Consider the following 17614-nt stretch of genomic DNA (forward strand, 5'->3'; position numbering starts at 1 on the left):
CCAACCGAATCGTTGAGGTGAACATATCGAACCTCGGGGGGATGCGTACAGTGCAGCGGCTTGTGCTAGGGTTCGGGGCGATCACCATGCTGACGGGAGATCATCCCCATGCACCGTTACGCCATCGCCACCGTGCTGCTTGGCAGCGTCGCCTTCGCCGGAGCCGCCCACGCCGATCAGTGGCGGATCGCCCTAGAGGAGGTGGAGGGCAGCATCCAGTACCAGTACGCCGAGCGCTTCGCCGAGGAGGTGGAGGCGCGCACTGACGGTGAGGTACAGGTCGATCTGTTCCCCTACGGCACCATCGGCGAGATGGAGGATATCTACGAGCAGCTGCAGGCCAACGTTGTGCAGTTCGCTTTCGGCTCCGGGGCGTTGGGCGGGACCGTACCGGAGAGTCAGTTGTTTAGCGTCAACTTCATCCTCAGCGATGACGAGTACGTGAATACCCGCGCGCTGAACGATCCCCACTTCCTACGCAGCGATCCGGTCCAGCAGGCCTTCGGCGAGCGGGGCATGGAGTTGGTCTCGGTCCTGCCCGAGGGCTGGCAGGTGTGGAGCGCCAATGAGCCGATCCGCACCCCCGAGGATTTCGACGGGGTGCAGATCCGCACCATGGACAATCGCCTGCTGCGCGAGACCTACCGCCAGTACGGCGCCGACCCAACGCCCATGGCCTACGGCGAGGTTTACGGCGGGCTGGAGCAGGGCGTGATCGACGGCAACATCCAGCCGTACTTCGCACACCAGGAGATGGGCTTCTACGAGGTCCAGGACTACTTCATCGAGGCGCGTCAGGCGCAGTTTATCGCCGGCTTCATGGCCAGTTCCCGGTTCTTTGACGGGTTACCGGCCGAGCGACAGGAGATGATCCGCGAGATCACCGCCGACATGGTGGACTGGGCCCACGACATGCAGCAGGCGGTCAATGACGAGCGCCTGGCCGACATGAAGGCCGGCTCGGACATCCAGGTCATTGCCCTGGACGAGAATGAGCGTGCCGCCTTCCGCGAGCGCGCCCTACCCACCCGAGAGACGTATATCGACGAGGTCGGCGCCCGCGGCGAGCAGGCACTGGAGCGGCTGCTCGAGGCGGTCGAGCAGGCCGAGGACGCCTACGGCGACTCCTGACGGCGGCAGGAGCCGGGGCATGCGCCACCGCCTGAGCGCAATCGTTGTCGCCGCCGCCCTGGCGGCGGGCTGTGGCGACGAGCCCCCGGAGCAGTGGCGAATCGCCCTGGAGGAGAAGGCGGGCGGCGTGCAGTACGAGTACGCCGCCCGCTTCGCCGAGGAGGTTGAGGAGCGCACCGACGGCGCCGTGGAGGTGCGGATCTACCCGTACGGCGCCATCGGCGATACCGAAACGGTCCATCAGCAGGTGCGCCGCAACGCGGTGCACTTCGCCTTCGGTTCCGGCGATCTGGCCGGGGCGGTCCCCGAGAGTCAGGTCTTCGGCCTGCACTTCATTTACAGCGAAGACGCCTACGTCAACGCCCGGGCGCTCAACGATCCTGAACTGCTGCATAGCGACGCGCTGCAGGGCGCTTACCGAGACGCGCGGCTGCGCCCGCTGGCGCTGGTGCCCACCGGCTGGCGGGTGTGGGCCGCGGACCGGCCGCTGCGTGCCCCGGCTGATTTCCGCGACGTGCGCCTGGGGGTGGCCGACAGCCCGCTGCTGCGCGAGAGCTACCGTGCCTACGGGGCGCAGGCCGAGCACGTCGAATACGGCGAACTCCATGCGGCCCTGGCCGATGGCCGGGTAGACGCCACCGCGCAGCCGATCTATATCCTCGACGCCCTCGGGCTCTACGAGCACACCCGTCACTGGACGGCGCCCCGGGCTGCGCCCCATGTATCCGCCTTCGTCGCCAGCGATATCTTCTACCAGCGCCTGTCGCGCGGCCAGCGCCGAATGCTGCGCGAGATCGGCGAGGAGCTGGTGGACTGGGCCCATGAGATGCAGCAGGCGCTCAACGAACAACGGCTTGCACAGATCCGGCAGGCGGAGGATATTGCCGTGGAGGAACTCGACGCAGCCGAGCGCGAGGCCCTCGCCGATCCGGCCCGCCCCTTGCGGGCGCTCTATACGGCGCGAGGCGGGCCGGACGCCGAGCGGATCCTCGCCCGGTTGCTCGATGCCCTCGAGCGCGCCGAGGCGGAGCACGGCGGAGACTGAGCCCCCGTCGCGGCGCACCGAAGACCCACCCCCTCAAGCAGTACGCCAGGAGGAGAACCAGGATGGTACGCACCGAATCCACCATGCTGCCCATCGGCACCCCGGCTCCGGACTTCACCCTTGCCGATACCGACGGCCGCAGCGTCTCCCTGCACGGGGATCTGGCCGGCGGCGAAGGGGTGCTGATCGCCTTCATCTGCAACCACTGCCCGTTCGTCAAGCACCTGCGCGACCACCTGGCCCATTTCGGCCGGGAGTGCCAGGAGCGCGGGATCGCGGTGGCGGCGATCAGCGCCAACAGCCCCGAGACCCATCCCGACGACGGCCCTGAGCGCATGGCCGAGGAGAAGGCGGCTGCCGGGTACACGTTCCCTTATTTGTTCGATCCGGATCAGTCCGTGGCCAAGGCCTACCGGGCTGCCTGCACGCCGGATTTCTACCTCTTCGATGCTGAACTGAAGCTCTTCTACCGGGGGCGGTTTGACGACAGCACGCCGCGCAACGACCGTCCGATCACCGGGGCCGACCTGCGCGGGGCGGTGGATGCGCTGTTGCAGGGCGAGGCGCCGCCCGACCCGCAGTACCCGAGCATCGGCTGCAACATCAAGTGGCGCGAGGGCAATGAGCCCGACTACTTCACTGCTGGAGGATGAGCTCCAGTACGAACTTACTGCCGAAGTAGCCGAACATCAGGGCGAGGAAACCGACGAGGGTCCAGCGGATCGCCGTCTGTCCTCGCCACCCCCACACGGCATGGCCGATCAGCAGTGTGGCGAAGGCCAACCACGAGGCCATGGACAGCGAGGTCTTGTGGATCATCATCCCCTCAAGGAGCCGATCCAGGAAGAACAGGAAACCGGAACCGAGGGCCACGGTCAGCGCGACAAAGCCCACGGTAATCAGCCAGAACAGCTGCTTCTCCATGGTGCGTAGCGCCGGCAGCTGCCGCACGAATCCGGTGGCCCGCCGGTGGCGCAGCCGATAGTCGAGGGCGCCGAGGATCAGCGCCTGCAGCACCGCCGCCAGTAGGGTGGCGTAAGCGGTCATGGAGATGACGATGTGGATCTGTACCGCCAGCTCGCGATCCAGGGTGGCCTCCGGGGCCGCGAACAGGGTCAGCATGACCGCCATGGCCGAAAGCGGCCAGAGCAGGATGCCCAGATGCTCGACCCGCTGGCGCAGGCTGACGATGACCAGCCCGGTGCTGGTGATCCAGGAGACCAGCGACAGGGCGCTGAAGATGCTCAGGTTCAGCCCGTCGTCCACCCAGGTGGTGTCACCGACCACGACCACGTGCGTGCCGACCGCCGCGGCGGCCAACGCCAGCGCGGTCGAGCGCGCCGGGCTGCGTTCCTCGTGCAGCAGCAGCCGTGCGCCGAGGGCGACCGTGGCGGCCAGATAGAGCAGGACGGTGACGAGGGTCAGGGCAGTGATAACCATAATGCACGGGATGATGGCATAAACCGTGCCACCCGGGAACCACCCTGCGACAAGCCGCGACGGTACATTGGATTCGCACGCGGGCGCGGCGGACCCGTATAATACGGCCCGTTTTCAGGTTGCCGAACGAATAGGCCGGACCATGTTTGAGAATCTCACCGGACGCTTCGACTCCGTCACGCAGCGCATGAGCGGGCGGGGCCGGATCACCGATGAAAACATCCAGGAGACCGTCCGCGAGGTGCGCAAGGCGCTGCTCGAAGCCGACGTGGCCCTGCCAGTGGTGCGCAGCTTCACCGAAGAGGTCAAGAAGCGCGCCGAGGGTGCCGAGGTGGCCAAGAGCCTGACCCCGGGGCAGGCCTTCATCAAGATCGTCCAGGACGAGCTGGTCCGCGTCATGGGCGAGGAGGCCGTGCCGCTCAACCTCAATGTTCAGCCGCCGGCGGTGGTACTGGTCGCCGGCCTGCAGGGTTCGGGCAAGACCACCTCCATCGGCAAGCTGGCCCGTTACCTGCGCGAGCGCGAGAAGAAGAAGGTCCTGGTGGTCAGCTGCGACGTCTACCGGCCGGCAGCCATCGACCAGCTCGAGACCCTCGCCGGCCAGGTCGAAGTGGACTTCTTCCCGTCAAGCTCTGGCGACAAGCCCGAGCGGATCGCCAGGGACGCGATCGACCACGCCAAGCGCCACTACTACGACGTGCTCCTCGTCGATACCGCGGGCCGGCTGACCGTCGACGAGGCGATGATGGACGAGGTCAAGCGCCTGCATAAGGCGGTGACCCCGGCCGAGACCCTCTTCGTGGTCGACGCCATGACCGGTCAGGATGCGGCCAAGACGGCCCAGGCCTTCGGCGAGGCCCTGCCCCTGACCGGCGTGGTGCTGACCAAGACCGACGGTGACGCCCGCGGTGGTGCCGCGCTGTCGGTCCGCCATGTCACGGGCGCGCCGATCAAGTTCCTCGGCATCGGCGAGAAGACCGACGCCCTTGAGCCTTTCCATCCCGAGCGGGTCGCCTCGCGGATCCTCGGCAAGGGCGACGTGGTCAGCCTGGTCGAGGAGGTCGAGCGCAGCGTTGACCAGGAGAAGGCCAAGAAGCTTGAGAAGAAGCTCAAGAAGGGCGGCAAGGGGTTCGATCTCAACGACTTCAAGGAGCAGATGCAGCAGATCGACAAGCTCGGTGGCCTCGGCGGGGTGATGGACAAGATGCCGGGCATGGGCAAGCAGTTCGACAAGGTCAAGGATCAGCTCGACGACCGGATCGTCCGTCGCCAGCTGGCCATGATCAACTCCATGACCCCGGCCGAGCGCGCCAAGCCCGATCTCATCAACGGCTCGCGCAAAAAGCGCATCGCCGCCGGCTCCGGGGTCCAGGTCCAGGACCTCAACCGTCTGCTCAAGCAATTCAAGCAGATGCAGAAGATGATGAAGCAGGTCAAGAAAAAGGGCGGGGCGCAGCGGATGTTCCAGCAGATGATGGGCGGCGGCGGGCCCGGAGGCCCCGGCGGACCCGGAGGTCCGGGGGGGCTGCCGCCGGGGATGGGGCGCTAGGGCGCACGCGCGGCGTGAACCCCTATAAGGTCTGTTAGATTCGCGCCGATAACCCGGGCAGGGCCGCGCCATCCGGCCGGTTGCAACAGGAGATCACCATGAAGCTGCTGCGCCGCATACACGACGTCCGGATCTGGATTCGCCTGCTCGTCGGTATCTGGCTGATGCTGGTCCTGGCCTGGACGAGCATGATCGTGTACGCGGCGTGGGAACAGCGCAACGTGGCGGTGGACCAGGCCGTCGAGTTCACGGACACGATGAACCAGATGACCATGGCCGGTCTCACCGCCATGATGTGGACCAACACCATGGATCAGCGCCACGAGTTCCTGGAACAAATCCAGGAACTGCCCAATGTTTCGGGGCTGCGGGTGCTGCGCGCAGAACTCACCGAGGAGTGGTACGGCCCCGGTGAGCCGGATCAGCAGCCTCAGGACGAGGTTGAGGAGCGGGTGCTGGAGACCGGCGAGCCCTACATCGCCCAGATTGATGGCGGCCAGGCCCTACGTGCGGTCATCCCCAACTTTAACGAGACCGACTTCCTCGGCAAGTCGTGCGTCGAGTGCCACGGCCCGGGCAACGAGGGCGAGGTCCTCGGCGCGGTCAACATGGAGATCTCGCTCGAGGAGGTGAACCGGGCAGTGATCGGGTTCGGTACCACCATCTTCGGCATCGCCGTGTTGCTCAGCCTGCCGTTCCTGCTCGTGGTCTACCTCTTCATCCAGCGATCGGTTACCCGTCCGATCAACGACATGACCGAGAGCCTGAATGCCATCGCCAGCGGTGGGGGTGATTTGACCCGCCGGCTCGATGTGCACAGCGGCGATGAGATCGGCCAGGCAGCCAGCGCCTTCAACCGCTCCATGGCCGTCTTCCACGATCTCATTGCCCGCGTGGTGGAGATGGCCGAGCGGCTCGACCGCTCGGCGCAGCAGGTCTCGGAGGTCACGGATCGCAGCGATGAGCGCATCGGTCGCCAGCGCTCGGAGATCGAGCAGGTGGCCACGGCCATGAACGAGATGACCTCCACCGCTCAGGAAGTGGCGCGCAACGCCCAGCACGCCGCCGAGGCCACGCACAGCGGCGAGGAAGCCGCCCAGCGGGGCAAGCAGGTGGTCCAGCAGACGGTCAGCGGCATCAACCAACTCGCCGATGACGTCTCCCGCGCTGCCGGGGCCATCCAGAAACTGGCCGACGACAGTGAGCAGATCGGCACGGTGATCGATCTGATCCGCGAGATCGCCGAACAGACCAATCTGCTCGCCCTCAACGCCGCCATCGAGGCGGCCCGCGCCGGTGAGCAGGGCCGCGGGTTTGCCGTGGTCGCCGATGAGGTGCGCAAGCTGGCCACCCGCACCCACGAGTCCACACAGCAGATCCAGGACATGATCAGCGCCCTGCAGGAGGAGACCAAGAGCGCCCAGGCGGCGATGGAGCAGGGCCACTCCCAGACCCAGGAGACGGTCAGTCAGGCCTCTGAGGCGGACTCCGTGCTGGGTGACATCCAGCAGTCGGTGTCCACCATCAGCGAGGTGAACACCCAGATCGCCAGTGCCGCCGAGGAGCAGAGCCAGGTGGTGGAGGAGATCAACCGCAACGTCACCTCCATCAACGACGCGGCCGAGACCACGGCCCGGGAGAGCCGTGACACCAAGCAGGCGGGTGACGAGCTCGAGACGCTTGCCCGGGATCTGCGCAAGCTGGTTGAGCAATTCAAGGTGTGAGCAAGAGCACGAATCCGGGCGCAACGCGTAGACGCTTGATCGGTCTGATCGGCGGCCCCCTGGCCGCCGGGATCATGCTGCTCGCCGGCCCCCCCGCGGGGTTGGGGCAGGACGCCTGGTTCGTGGCGGCGCTCACCGTGCTCATGGCCACCTGGTGGGTGAGCGAGGCGCTGCCCATCGCCGCCACCGCATTGCTGCCCGCCGCGGCGCTGCCACTGCTCGGGGTCTCCAGCCCCGAGCAGACCATGGCCGCCTACGCCAACCCCATGATCTTCCTCTTCCTTGGCGGTTTTCTCATCGCCATGGCGATCCAGCGCTGGGGGCTGCACCGACGCATTGCGCTGCTCATCCTCTCGATCACCGGGGGGCGGGACGATCTCCTGGTGGCCGGGTTCATGGGGGCCACGGCGCTGCTCTCCATGTGGGTTAGCAACACCGCCACCGCCGCGATGATGCTGCCCATCGGCCTGTCGGTGATCGGCCTAGTGGAGAGCAGCAGCGGCAAGACGGACCGCCACTTCACCCTGGCGCTGCTGCTGGGGATCGCCTTCGGGGCGAATATTGGCGGCCTCGGCACCCTGATCGGCACCCCGCCGAATGCCTTTCTGGCCGGCTACATCGGCGACCGTTTCGAGATGCAGATCGGCTTCGCGCAGTGGATGGCGGTCGGGGTGCCGGTCTCCGCCACCATGCTGGTCCTGGCGTGGTGGGTCCTGACCCGCTGGGCCTTCCCGCTGCCGGGGCAGGCGATCGCCGGCGTCGGCGAACTGATCGAGCAGGAGCGTCGGCAGATCGGCCCCATGCAGCGGACCGAGCGACGGGTGGCCGTGGTCTTCGTGCTCACCGCCCTGGCCTGGGTGATGCGTCCGTGGCTGGAGAGCATTCTGCCCGGGGCAGTGGCGATCAGCGACGCCGGCATCGCCCTGGTCGGCGCCCTGGCCCTGTTCCTGGTCCCCGCCGATGTTCGCCGCCTGAAGTTCCTGCTCGACTGGGAGGACACCCGGGGGCTGCCGTGGGGGGTTCTGGTGCTGGTTGGCGGCGGCCTGGCGCTGGGCGTGGCCATCGATGAGAGCGGCCTGGCCGGGGCGATTGCCACCCTGCTCAGCGGCATGGGCGACTGGCCGGCGCCGCTGCTTGTGCTCTCGGTGGCCGTGCTGGCGGCGCTGATGAGCCACGTGACCAGCAACACGGCCACGGCAGCGACCCTGCTGCCGCTGGTGACCTCGCTGGCGCTGACCATCGGGATCCATCCGCTGCTGCTCGGCGTACCGGTCGCACTGGCCGCCTCGGCGGCCTTTATGCTGCCGGTGGCGACGCCGCCCAACGCCATTGTCTTCGGCAGCGACCGCATTACCGTGCCCGACATGGTTCGCGCCGGTGCACTGCTGACCTTCGCCGGTGCCGGGGTCGCCACGCTCGCCGCCTTCCTACTCGCCCCGCGCGTCCTCGGTTTCTAGCAGGCCGGGTATTCTTGAGGGGGGGGATTCCCAGGGCAAAACCCGGTGGGGGAATCCTTTTGTCCCTCCGGCGGAACCTTCTCCGTTTACAATTCCTCTCTTTTTCGATAATTTCTCGCTGTACAGCGGTATTCCAAGTGGAGGAAGCGGAAAATGACGACGAGCGATGAAGCCCTCGAAACGATCCGCCAGGCAGCGGAAGAGCTCGATCTTGTGGATCTGGAGAAAGCCTCGCGGATGATCGAGAAAGAGCAGAAGCGCCGCGAGAAAGAGGCCCGCAAGCAGGCCCAGCAGGAAATGAAACAGGTCGCCCAGAAATACGGGCTGGATCTCGACGAGATTGTCTCGGGCGTCAGCAAGGGCACCGGCGGCAGCAAGGCCTCCAAGGGCGGCAAGGTCCCGCCGAAGTTCCGTCACCCCGAGGATCCGGATCGCACCTGGACCGGCCGCGGCCGCAAGCCGAAGTGGGTCGTCCACTGGGAAGAAGAGCTGGGCCGGGATATCGAAGAGCTGCGTATTCCAGACGCCTGAAGGCTCCGGTTTCGCGGGTTTTCAGAACCATTACACGGATGAATACCCTGGACGACAGGGCTGCCCGTGATCGAGCTCGGTGAGTGGGTTCTCGCAACCCTTGTGCTGATCGTGGGCACGGTCGTTCAGGGTTCCATCGGTTTCGGCGTGGCCCTTTTGGGCGCGCCCGTTCTCTACTGGATTGACCCTGTTCTGGTGCCCGGGCCGATGCTGGTCGTCGGCATGGTGACACCGCTGATGATCTTGATTCGGGAACGTCGCGATCTGGACGTCGCCGGCATCCGCTGGGCCATTCCCGGGCAGCTTTCCGGTGCCGGGCTTGCCGGCGTGGTGCTCGCGCGGGTCGACGAATCCCACCTTTCTTTAATCTTCGGCACCCTGGTTCTGCTCGCCGTAGGGCTGAGTCTGGTGGCGGGGGCGCCCCGGCCCACCGGGAGACGCCTGCTCGCCGGCGGCACCCTCTCCGGTTTTATGGCTACCGCCACCTCGATCGGCGGGCCGCCGCTGGCCCTGGCCTATCAGGGGGTGAGCGGAGCGCGGTTGCGCGCTTCGCTCTCGGCGGTGTTCGTAGTCGGAGCGTTCGGCTCGCTGGGGGCGCTGGCGTGGATCGGTCGCTTCGGGGCCACGGAGTTGCTCCTCGGCCTGAGCTTGTTACCCGGTATCGCCATTGGTTTCTGGCTGTCCGGGTACACGGCTCGTGCCCTGGACCGGCGCTGGCTGCGTGGCGCCGTGCTCGGCGTGTCGGCCGTGGCCGGCCTGGCGGCGGTGGTGCAGGCGCTGGCGACCGGTTAGCGCAGGGCGGATTCGCGACGGCCTGCGCGCGCTTTTAAGGGCGTGGCGGATCGCGGCGCCAGGGGCCCTGTGGTTCTTCGGAGGCAGCCTCTGCCTTCCCCTGCAGCCAGCCCCGGAAGGTCTGTAGCAGGCGGTGGCGGACCCTGTCGTCGGCCAGAGGGGCGTTGTGGGTGGCTCCTTCAATGGTCCAAAGGTGGCGCGGGGATCCGGCCGCCTGGTAGAGCCTTTCGCCGTGGATCGGCGGGATGGTCCGGTCGTCCCCGGCGACGACGAGCAGCAGCGGTGTGGGAGACAGTTCGGCGATGTGATCGACCGGCGCGTAGGCATCACTGACCAGCCAGGATAGGGGGTGCTGGAGGGGCCAGGTCAGCCAGAAGTTGCCCAGTTTCTCGCGGGTGATGCCGCGGTAGCTGTCGAATGGGCTCTCGGCGACCACGCCGGCCGGCGGTTCGCCGTCCCACCGCGCCACGGCGGTGATCGCGATGCTCGCCCCAAGGCTTTGGCCGAGCACCAACACACGCTCGGGGTCGACATCGTCGCGTTGGATGAGCGTGCTCAGCGCGGCCTCGGCGTCCTGGTGAACGCCCGAGAAGCTGGGCGATCCCTCCGAGTGACCGTAACCGCGGTAGTCGAAGGTAAAGACCTGAAAGCCGTGGCGGGGCAGCCACCAGACCGCGGCCACGTGGGTGCTGACATTCTGTGCGTTCCCGTGGAAGTGGATGACCGTGCCCTCGACCTCGTCGGTCCGGGCAGGCAGAAACCAGCCGTGCAGCTCGGTGCCGTCAGCGGCTGTGAAGGTCACGTCTTCGTACTGCAGACCGGCTTCAGCGGGGTCCCAGTAGTGGGTCTCGCTCGGGAAGAAGAATGCCCGCTGGCAGCCAGCGACCAGGCCCAGGGTTACCAGCAGCAGGACACACGGGGCCAGGCTTCGCGACAGCATGGTGGCTCCGGTCTACAGGTAGTGGTGAAGGGTCAGCTGGACCCGATCGCTGCGTATGCCAAAGTCCTCCTCGCGATGCAGTCCGAGCCGCAGCGCGGTTTGCTCGCCCAGGTCGCGGCCGATCTCCGCAGAGAGGGTCCAGGCGTTCTCGTTGTCGGTGAAGCGGAGGCCGGAGCCGGTCAGGTGGGCGCGCCAGTCACCTCCCTGGTAGACGGCGTCGCCGCGCAGACCGCCGCCCAGTCTTGCCGAATCACCGAGCCCGCGGGAGGCGCGCAGGGTAACGGCTCCGCCGCCGTAGAGGCGTAACCGGTCGTCCAGCCAGGCCCACGCCGGACCGAAATCGGCGTCGATCACGGCGGCCAGTGGTCGGCGGCCGTCATCGGCGCGGATTCGCTCGATGCCGAGTTTGCCGCCCCACGCCCAGCCGGGGAAGGTGCGGTTGCGTGGCTCCATGGAGCGCAGCTCCATCAGTGTCAGGCGTTCAACCTCAAGCCCACCGTCCGGTTTGCGTCCCTGGCGTGGCGAGCGATTCTCGTACATGCGCGCAATCACCTCCAGGAAGGTGACCTGGGCGCCGCGGAGGTAGCCGGCCGCCGGGTCGAGTAAATCGTGGTAAGCGGCGCGCCACTGCAGCTCACCGTAGCCGACCCGGGAATGGGAACCGATTCCCACACCGAGCCGTCCGGTGCGGTGGCCCTCCTCGGGTCGCTGGTCGGGTCGGGGGGGTGGTTCGGCACGGGGGCCGTCGGTGCGCGCTCGTTCGCTGAGCAACCGGTGGCGTCGTTCGCGTCCCTCGTCACCGATGGGCTCAACGTGAGCGAGCTGGTCGAGATAGGCCGATGCGGCTTCCAGGACCCGTGCTCGGTCCGCTTCCGGGAGGGCCTGGATGGCCTCATCGCTGGTCTCACGGTCACCGTGGGCAAGCTCGCGGACCCAATCGGTGTGCTCGTCCTCCAGTCCGGCGAGCATATGATCGAGGGTACGTCGCCGGGATGGCCGGTAGTGAACATCGCGTAACAGCCCCGGTTCTTCGGTCACGGCGCGGATGGTATCGCTGGGGATGGCCCAGAAGCGAAAGTCATCGCGCAGGCTCAGGGTGGGGTCGGCGATCTCGAGCAGTGACAGCAGGCGGTAGGAGCAGTTCTGCAGGAAGAAATAATACGGCATACCCACCCCATCCAGCTCCCAGAGATGGCTCAGGAGCCGGTCTATGGCGTCCTCGTCCAGGTCTAGTTCGTACTCCCAGAGGTCCCGCTGCTCGAGCTGGGTGTACTCGTTGACCTTGTAGTAATAGGGCATGACCGTGTAGCTGCCGGGATAGCTCCCCAGCACCCCGCGCATGGCAAAGACGACGCCCTGATCCTCACCGGTCTGTGCTGCGTGGTTGACGGCGAAGGCGGTCAACGGCCGCTGCAGGTCCTCTTCGCCGTCGAGGCGGAGCAGAGTATGTCCGAACATGGAGGCGGGATTGCCCATGTAAGCGTCGGCAAAGATGAGCATGACGCGCTCAGTGGCGATCCGTTCGCGCCAGGCCTCGTAAGCCGCGCAATCCGGATCGGGCAGTGGGTAACCGCGGGCTTCCAGCCCGAGGGCTTCGACCAGCAGCTGGCGGCGCGCCGGAAAGCGGCAGGCGGCGTGGCTGTCCTCGGCGCCGGGTACCACCGGGGCGTACAGCGCCTTCAGTGTGGCGCGCAGCTCGGCGCGCGGATCTTCGTGACCGTGCTCGTGGAAATAGAACCCGGGCGTGCGCACCATCCCCTCGCGTCCGGTCCGAAAGGCTCGATGCTCATAGCCGAGCAGTCGCAACCAGCGGGGATCGTCGGCCAGCTCCAGGATCTCAGCCAGCGCGCCGGCGTGGATCGGGGCGGCGACGGCTCGGGGCAGGCAGAGCACACCGCTGAGCAGTACGGCGCAGCACAGCGCCAGAGCTAGACGCATCGGGCGTTCAGTCATGGGCAGGGGTCGGGAAGGCGCGCCGGCTAACCGGTCCCCGGCCGGGGCCGGGGGCCGGTTAGCGGACGGACGTCCTTACGCCGTGTAACGGCTCAGGGTGTCGTGTCCGGCCATGGTGGCTTCGAGGTTTTCCAGGGCCTCGCCGGCGGTAACGTCGGCGGACGGGAAGATCTCCCCGAAGTTCTTCTGGGTGTGGGAGAAGAAGGCATCGTGATCTGCCTCGTCGATCTCCAGCAGGGAGGCGAGCGTGGAGAGCGCCTCGCCACCGCCATTGGAGGCGTCCTGGGCCACTTGGTCCATGTTCTCGGACATGAACTGGGAGGCCTCGGCGGTGATGACGGCGCCTTCCTCGCAGCCCAGGGTGCCGGAGGTGATGCCGAAGTGCTGGTTCCAGGAGATGCCGTTGGTGGTCACCGCCAGGATGTCCTGTCCCATGCCGGACTGGCCGTCGAACAGGACGGTACCGAGCCCGCAGCCGGTGTTGTCAGCCTGAGCAGTGCCCGCCATGCCGAGCGCACCAGCGAACATGGCAGTTGCGACGTACTTTTTCATCATGGTTGATCGCTTCCTCTGTCGATCCAACTCTCACCCGGCGACCGGGCGGGTCACCGGAGAACGGTGCAGTAAAGACTGCAACCCGACTGTAAACGATCGGAAAACCGGGGTGCCAGGGCGGGAGCTGTGGCGGGTAATCACGCTCAGGCCTGCTCGTCGATGTTGATGCCCTTGCGCTCGAGGGCATCGAGCTGCTCCGGCTCGATGACGCCGTTGTCGCTGACCTGCTCGAGCGCCTTCTCGACGGCGCGCAGGGCATCGGCATATTCATGCTTTTTCTCGTGGGCAACCTCCAGCTGCTCGCGCAGGAGGTTGGTCTGATCCTCACGCGTCTCCTGAGCACGCTGCTGTGCCTGGTACCCCTGGTAGGCACCGAACAGACCGGCTACCGTGCCGACACCACTGACAATGCTCATCGATCGGTCCTGACTGGAGAGCGGACGTGAAACGCGATTCACTGCGGCCTAACCGAGTTATCGGCTTCGCGGCGGATAACTTGAGCCTTCGGCGCGGCGTGTTCTTCGACCGAGTGTTCGCGATCCTGCTGTTGGTCGTGGCGGCGGCGGTCGGCGTGCCGGCTGGGGCGGAGGAGCGCCCGACCGAGGCCTTCAATCAGGGGGTGGCCCTCTACGAGGCCGGTGATTACCGCGCCGCCGAGCGCGCGTTCGCGACGGTCATCGGCGATCCGGAACTCGGCGCACTGGCCGCGTTTAATCTCGGGCGCGCCGCGGGCCAGCGCGGGGATTGGGCCGCCGCGGAGCACTGGTGGCGCTTGGCGCAGCGGCAGGCGCGCGCCGAGCGCCTCCAGCGTCTGGTCGCCACGCGTCTGGACGAACTCCAGCAGGGCCGGCCGGCCCTGACCGGCTATCTGCAGGCCGGGATCGGGTACGACTCCAACCTGACACTGGATAACGCCAGGGCCTTCAGCGGCGATGGTGATTCGTTCCTCGATCTGTTTGGTCACGCCGCGTGGCAGGCCCGCGGGAGCCGGGGCGACGGGGTGTCGGCCCAGGGCAGTCTCTATCACCGTGGCTACGCCAGCGAGGGGAATTTCGACTTCACCGACGTTGCCCTGGACGTGCTGGCGGAAAGGACCGTCCGGCGCTCCCAGCTCGGCTACGGTCTCGGTGTCGGAGCTCTGAGCCGGGGCATCGGCGGCGTCGATGGACGCGCGGAGGGGCAGCTCCAGGGGCGCTGGCACAGCCCGGGTCGCGGCTGGCTCCTGGCGCGCTACCGCCTGCGCGCCCACCGAGGTGGTAATGGCCGGGACTATCTCGATGGGGTGGAGCATCGGTTGAGGCTGGGCTTCCAGGATCGGGCCGGTGCACTGCGCTGGATGGCGTATTACCAGATCGAGCATCACGACCGCGACGACTGGTCGGACGAGAACGCCTTCATCAGCTACTCGCCGCTGCGTCAGCGTCTCGGTGCCCGGGTGACCTGGCAGGGTGTGCCGTCCTGGTCACTGACCGTGCGTCCGGAGTGGGTCTATGCCGAGTACCGGGATCGCCACGTGGTCGATGACGATCGTCAGCGCCGAGACGACACCCGCTATCGCCTCGATCTGACGGCTATTCATCAGCCTGCCGGGCGGGCTTGGCGGCTTGGGGTGCAGCTGCGGTTCGAGTCTATCGACGATCTGCGGATCGACTGGCAAGAGCGTGAGCTGGAGACCTACACCGCGCGGCGCACCGAGGTGAGTCTGTTGGTCGATCGCAGCTTTTAGGCGGAACCACTGGGGCGTTCCGTGCGTGGGAGAGGGCATGGGTACGCTATTGAACCTCTGGAGCCGCCGTGGCCGGCGGGGCGCGTTCGAGACCGTCATCGGCCACCACTTGGGTAGCCTCTACGGTTTCGCGCGCCGGCTCTGCGGCGACGATGCCGAGGCCGAAGACCTCATCCAGGAACTGCTGAGTAGGCTCTACCCCCGTGGTGACGAGATTGCCGCCCTCGACCGGCCCTATCCCTGGCTAGCGCGTTCGCTTTACAACCTATGGATCGATCGCCATCGCCGCACTCAGGCCCGCCCACCCTGGGACGACCAGTCTCAGGACGATCCGGACGTCCCGTACACCCTTGCCGAGCCGGGCGACGGCCCCGCCGAGCTGGTCGAGCAGGCGCTGACGCGCGAGCGGTTGCAGCGTGCCCTGGGCGCCTTGCCCGAGGCGCAGCGCCAGGTCGTGCTTCTGCATTACATCGAGGGGTTGTCGCTGGACGAGGTGGCTGAGCTCACCGGGGTGGGCAAGGGGACCCTGAAGTCGCGGTTGGCGCGGGCCCGTGACCGGCTTCGCCAGGTCCTGATGGATGGAACCGATGTCGGGGCCGGTGCGTGTGAGGCGGACAAGGGGACCGATCGATGACGGAGCGAACGATGGACTGCCTGGGCTGCCGCGAAGCGCTCCTGGAACTGGAGGCGGACGAGCTGGATAGTGCACAGGCCGAGGCGTGCTATGCGCACCTGGCCGTCTGTCCGGCTTGTCGGGCCTGGTACCAGGACGGTCTACGGCTGCGTCGGCAACTGGCAGAAATCGGTGGCCAGGAGGCGGTCTCGCCCGGCTGGGTGGCGACGCAACTGCGGCGGGCGCGGAGCGGTTCTGGGGTGCCCACGGTGCGTCAACGCCTGGTCGCCGGTGTCGCGGCGGTGGGGATTCTCGTTGGCGGCGGGTTGGCGCTCTACGACTGGCGGCCCGCACAAACGGATCCGCCGGTGACCGGCCCGGAAAACGGCGAGGTTCAGGAGTTCCGGCTGGCGATCGACGCCGAACGAAGACTGGAGGGGGTACGGTTCCAGGTCGAGGTTCCTGAGGGATTCGAGCTGGAAGGCCATCCGTCGCAGCGACGGGTCAGCTGGGAAGGTGATCTGGAACCGGGCGCCAACCGTCTGACGCTGCCGGTGCGCGGTATACCGGGGGCCGAGGTCGAGCAGGGAGAGTTGGTGACCCGCATCGAGCACGAGGGTCGGTCCCAGGAGCTGCGCCTGCCGGTCACCCTCGTCCAACCACATGAGCGCGAGTCCTGAAATGCGTCACCCAAGACTGGATGAGTTGAGCTGAAGGAGGAGGCAACGATGAGGACCAAGCCGAGAAACGCGAGTCGCCGGTTAGGCTACTTGCTTGTGCCGGTGGGGCTGTTGATCGCCTCGCTGAGCGTGCCGGTGGCCGCCGAGGAGGTCGAGGCCCAGGATGAGGTCGCCGCTGACGCCGGGGAGACCGTGTCCGAGGGCGAGACGCTACGGGATGCCACCATGCGCCGGCTCGACGACGACGCGACCGAGGAGGAGGTGGCGCAGGAGATCGAGTTGCCGGAGCAGGCGGCCGACCGGGCCCGGGAGCGTGCGGCCGAAGGCCTGGAGACGGCCAATGAGGCGCGCGAAGGCGGCCGGGAGTTCGGCCAGGAACGCGCCGAGGAGGCCCGCAGTCAGGGACAGGAGCGCGGGGAGCAAGCCCGTGCAGCCGGCCAGGAGCGAGGCGAGGAGGCCCGTGAAGCCGCTAGGGAACAGGCTGAGCAGGCACGCCAGCAGGCTGAAGAGGCCCGGGAGCAGGGCCGTTCGGTCCAAGACGACGCCCGTGAGGGCCGGGAGCGGGCCGAAGAAGCCCGGGAAGGCAATCGGCCGGAGGGTACACCGGCGAACTAGGCAGGCCGGAGCCCGGTGAGGGGGTGCTGGAACAATCGGGGCCTCCCCACAAAAAAGGGCCGCGGAACGTCCCCGTTCCGCGGCCCTTTCGGTGTTTGGTCGGGGCGGCAGGATTTGAACCTGCGACCCCCTGCACCCCATGCAGGTGCGCTACCAGACTGCGCCACGCCCCGACTCAGGCCGCAAAGTATACGGATCGAGACCGCGGCGCACAAGGGATCAGCGCTTGAGGATGTTGAGCACGCCCTCGAGCTCGATGCGCATCTGCCGGATGATCTGCTGGCTCTGGGCCACGTCCTCGCGCTCTTCGCCGCTCTCGAGCTTTTGGCGGGCACCGCCGATGGTGAAACCCTCCTCGTAGAGCAGGGCGCGGATGCGGCGGATCAGTATGACATCGTGGCGCTGGTAGTAGCGCCGGTTGCCCCGGCGCTTGACCGGTCTCAGCTGGGGAAACTCCTGCTCCCAGTAGCGCAGGACGTGGGGCTTGACCGCACACAGCTGGCTAACCTCGCCGATGGTGAAGTACCGCTTCGACGGGATCGGCGGCAGTTCGCCATCACTGCTCTTCTCGGGTTCCGGCATAGCTCTCGACGCGGCTCTTGAGCTTCTGGCCGGGGCGGAAGGTCACCACGCGCCGGGCGGAAATGGGGATCTCTTCCCCGGTCTTGGGGTTGCGGCCAGGCCGCTCGTTCTTGTCGCGCAGCTCGAAGTTGCCGAAGCTTGAGAGTTTGACCGGCTCACCGCTCTCGAGGGCGGTGCGGATCTCCTCGAAGAAGAGTTCGACCAGCTCCTTGGCCTCCCGCTTGTTCAGGCCGACCTCTTCGAAGAGCCGCTCGGCCATATCCGCCTTGGTCAGCGACATC

19 protein-coding genes and 1 tRNA gene are annotated in these 17614 nt (G+C 67.1%); 12 read left to right on the forward strand and 8 right to left on the reverse strand.

The features are described from left to right. The first annotated feature begins 108 nt into the window (after positions 1 to 108). The 3 genes from LRA98_RS05295 to LRA98_RS05305 all read left to right on the forward strand — a co-directional run bounded on the left by LRA98_RS05295 (position 109) and on the right by LRA98_RS05305 (position 2829). Positions 109 to 1131 carry a TRAP transporter substrate-binding protein gene (locus LRA98_RS05295; RefSeq protein ID WP_238633601.1) on the forward strand — a complete coding sequence of 341 codons (1023 nt, stop codon included), beginning with the start codon at positions 109 to 111 and terminating at the stop codon, positions 1129 to 1131. Between the two features lie 19 nt (positions 1132 to 1150). Further along, on the forward strand, positions 1151 to 2176 hold the full coding sequence (gene dctP, locus LRA98_RS05300; protein ID WP_238633602.1) for a TRAP transporter substrate-binding protein DctP: 1026 nt from the start codon (positions 1151 to 1153) through the stop codon (positions 2174 to 2176). Positions 2177 to 2238: 62 nt separating this feature from the next. Continuing rightward, complete coding sequence (locus LRA98_RS05305; protein WP_201168411.1) at positions 2239 to 2829, forward strand: thioredoxin family protein; 591 nt, start codon at positions 2239 to 2241, stop codon at positions 2827 to 2829. On the opposite strand, the gene LRA98_RS05310 is transcribed toward LRA98_RS05305, so the two are convergent. Further along, complete coding sequence (locus tag LRA98_RS05310) at positions 2813 to 3616, reverse strand: cytochrome C assembly family protein (RefSeq protein WP_201243011.1); 804 nt, start codon at positions 3614 to 3616, stop codon at positions 2813 to 2815. The two genes, LRA98_RS05305 and LRA98_RS05310, sit on opposite strands and share 17 nt — an antisense overlap. A 142-nt stretch (positions 3617 to 3758) precedes the next feature. Here LRA98_RS05310 and ffh point away from each other — a divergent pair, with 142 nt between their 5' ends. From ffh to LRA98_RS05335, 5 genes are all read left to right on the forward strand, one after another. Further along, positions 3759 to 5165 carry a signal recognition particle protein gene (ffh, locus tag LRA98_RS05315; protein WP_238633603.1) on the forward strand — a complete coding sequence of 469 codons (1407 nt, stop codon included), beginning with the start codon at positions 3759 to 3761 and terminating at the stop codon, positions 5163 to 5165. A gap of 98 nt (positions 5166 to 5263) precedes the next feature. Continuing rightward, positions 5264 to 6889: a methyl-accepting chemotaxis protein gene (locus tag LRA98_RS05320; protein WP_238633604.1), complete on the forward strand. Its 1626-nt coding sequence runs from the start codon at positions 5264 to 5266 to the stop codon at positions 6887 to 6889. Next, positions 6886 to 8346 (forward strand): SLC13 family permease, encoded by a 1461-nt coding sequence (locus LRA98_RS05325; protein ID WP_238633605.1) that lies wholly within the window; start codon positions 6886 to 6888, stop codon positions 8344 to 8346. The genes LRA98_RS05320 and LRA98_RS05325 overlap by 4 nt, the downstream gene beginning before the upstream one ends. Before the next feature lie 153 nt (positions 8347 to 8499). Next, positions 8500 to 8877: an H-NS histone family protein gene (locus tag LRA98_RS05330; RefSeq protein ID WP_201168392.1), complete on the forward strand. Its 378-nt coding sequence runs from the start codon at positions 8500 to 8502 to the stop codon at positions 8875 to 8877. Positions 8878 to 8943: 66 nt separating this feature from the next. Next, positions 8944 to 9669 (forward strand): TSUP family transporter, encoded by a 726-nt coding sequence (locus LRA98_RS05335; RefSeq protein ID WP_201168389.1) that lies wholly within the window; start codon positions 8944 to 8946, stop codon positions 9667 to 9669. A gap of 34 nt (positions 9670 to 9703) precedes the next feature. Here LRA98_RS05335 and LRA98_RS05340 read toward each other — a convergent pair whose 3' ends face one another. From LRA98_RS05340 to LRA98_RS05355, 4 genes are all read right to left on the reverse strand, one after another. Further along, positions 9704 to 10609 (reverse strand): alpha/beta hydrolase, encoded by a 906-nt coding sequence (locus LRA98_RS05340; protein ID WP_201168388.1) that lies wholly within the window; start codon positions 10607 to 10609, stop codon positions 9704 to 9706. A gap of 12 nt (positions 10610 to 10621) precedes the next feature. After that, positions 10622 to 12562: an Lnb N-terminal periplasmic domain-containing protein gene (locus LRA98_RS05345; protein ID WP_238633606.1), complete on the reverse strand. Its 1941-nt coding sequence runs from the start codon at positions 12560 to 12562 to the stop codon at positions 10622 to 10624. A gap of 75 nt (positions 12563 to 12637) precedes the next feature. After that, positions 12638 to 13117, reverse strand: a complete 480-nt coding sequence (locus LRA98_RS05350) for a DUF3015 family protein (RefSeq protein WP_201243005.1) — start codon at positions 13115 to 13117, stop codon at positions 12638 to 12640. A 143-nt stretch (positions 13118 to 13260) separates the two neighbouring features. Then, positions 13261 to 13533 carry a hypothetical protein gene (locus LRA98_RS05355; RefSeq protein WP_201168385.1) on the reverse strand — a complete coding sequence of 91 codons (273 nt, stop codon included), beginning with the start codon at positions 13531 to 13533 and terminating at the stop codon, positions 13261 to 13263. Between the two features lie 80 nt (positions 13534 to 13613). Between LRA98_RS05355 and LRA98_RS05360 the strand changes: the two genes are divergently transcribed. The 4 genes from LRA98_RS05360 to LRA98_RS05375 are packed head-to-tail and all read left to right on the forward strand — an operon-like array spanning position 13614 to position 16751. Beyond that, complete coding sequence (locus tag LRA98_RS05360) at positions 13614 to 14843, forward strand: hypothetical protein (protein WP_238633607.1); 1230 nt, start codon at positions 13614 to 13616, stop codon at positions 14841 to 14843. Between the two features lie 37 nt (positions 14844 to 14880). Further along, a complete protein-coding gene (locus LRA98_RS05365) occupies positions 14881 to 15477 on the forward strand; it encodes an RNA polymerase sigma factor (RefSeq protein WP_201168382.1) in 597 nt (198 codons plus the stop codon). After that, positions 15474 to 16136, forward strand: coding sequence for a hypothetical protein (locus LRA98_RS05370; protein WP_201168380.1), 663 nt, complete (start codon positions 15474 to 15476; stop codon positions 16134 to 16136). The genes LRA98_RS05365 and LRA98_RS05370 overlap by 4 nt, the downstream gene beginning before the upstream one ends. Positions 16137 to 16184: 48 nt before the next feature. Continuing rightward, positions 16185 to 16751 (forward strand): hypothetical protein, encoded by a 567-nt coding sequence (locus tag LRA98_RS05375; protein ID WP_201168378.1) that lies wholly within the window; start codon positions 16185 to 16187, stop codon positions 16749 to 16751. Between the two features lie 96 nt (positions 16752 to 16847). Here LRA98_RS05375 and LRA98_RS05380 read toward each other — a convergent pair. The 3 genes from LRA98_RS05380 to ihfA all read right to left on the reverse strand — a co-directional run bounded on the left by LRA98_RS05380 (position 16848) and on the right by ihfA (position 17613). Further along, positions 16848 to 16924: transfer RNA gene (locus LRA98_RS05380), tRNA-Pro, on the reverse strand. 46 nt (positions 16925 to 16970) lie between these two features. Continuing rightward, the gene (locus LRA98_RS05385; RefSeq protein WP_201168250.1) at positions 16971 to 17333 is read right to left on the reverse strand and encodes a MerR family transcriptional regulator; all 363 of its coding nucleotides are present in this window, start codon (positions 17331 to 17333) and stop codon (positions 16971 to 16973) included. Further along, positions 17308 to 17613, reverse strand: coding sequence for an integration host factor subunit alpha (gene ihfA, locus LRA98_RS05390; RefSeq protein WP_238633608.1), 306 nt, complete (start codon positions 17611 to 17613; stop codon positions 17308 to 17310). The genes LRA98_RS05385 and ihfA overlap by 26 nt, the downstream gene beginning before the upstream one ends. Position 17614: the final 1 nt, after the last annotated feature.

This window comes from Halorhodospira sp. M38, from assembly GCF_022227985.1.
In the GTDB taxonomy this organism is placed as follows: domain Bacteria; phylum Pseudomonadota; class Gammaproteobacteria; order Nitrococcales; family Halorhodospiraceae; genus Halorhodospira; species Halorhodospira halophila_A.